The sequence below is a fragment of the Brevundimonas sp. P7753 genome (assembly GCF_013386595.1).
Classification (GTDB): Bacteria; Pseudomonadota; Alphaproteobacteria; order Caulobacterales; family Caulobacteraceae; genus Brevundimonas; species Brevundimonas bullata.
Map to the genome: position 1 here is coordinate 6,661 of NZ_JACARP010000115.1, position 547 is coordinate 7,207.

Genomic DNA, 547 nt, shown 5'->3' on the forward strand with positions numbered 1-547 from the left:
CCGCCGCCAAGGCGCCGGTCGCCGCGAAGACGGCCACGCCGGCGAAGTCCAGCAGCGGCAAGACGGTCTCGGGCCGGGTCAGGTCGGCGTCAGTCAGCGGGTTCACGTCGGCGGGTCCTCCAGCGCGATATCGCCACGCTTGACCCCTCCATACCACCCCCAGAGCAGATGCGCCGCCACCCCGCGATGCGGACGCCAGATTTCCGCCCGCGCATAGGCCTGTTTCTCATTGGGGCGCGCCTCACCGGCGTCAGCCCAGCGCATCGCCTCCTGCAAGGCCACGTCGCCGCCAGGAAAGACATCCAGCCGCCCCTCGCAGAACATCAGGAAGGTCTCCGCCGTCCATTTCCCCACGCCCTTGATGGCCACGAGCGCCGCGATGGCCTCGGCGTCGTCCAGCCGCTCCAGATGATCGAAGTCGATGCGGCCCTCAGTATGGGCCAGGGCGATCTCATGACCGTATTTCGCCTTCTGTCCCGACAGGCCAAAGGTCCTCAGCGTCTCGACATCCAGCGCCAGCACCGCGTCCGGCGTCACCGCCCCGCCC

Annotated in this window: 1 protein-coding gene; it reads right to left on the reverse strand. The window is 68.9% G+C overall.

The window, feature by feature from the left end; translation table 11 throughout:
* Nucleotides 1-102 precede the first annotated feature (102 nt).
* Nucleotides 103-547 (reverse strand): DNA-3-methyladenine glycosylase (locus HX774_RS17485; RefSeq protein WP_178828737.1); only part of this gene is annotated, 445 nt, incomplete at its 5' end.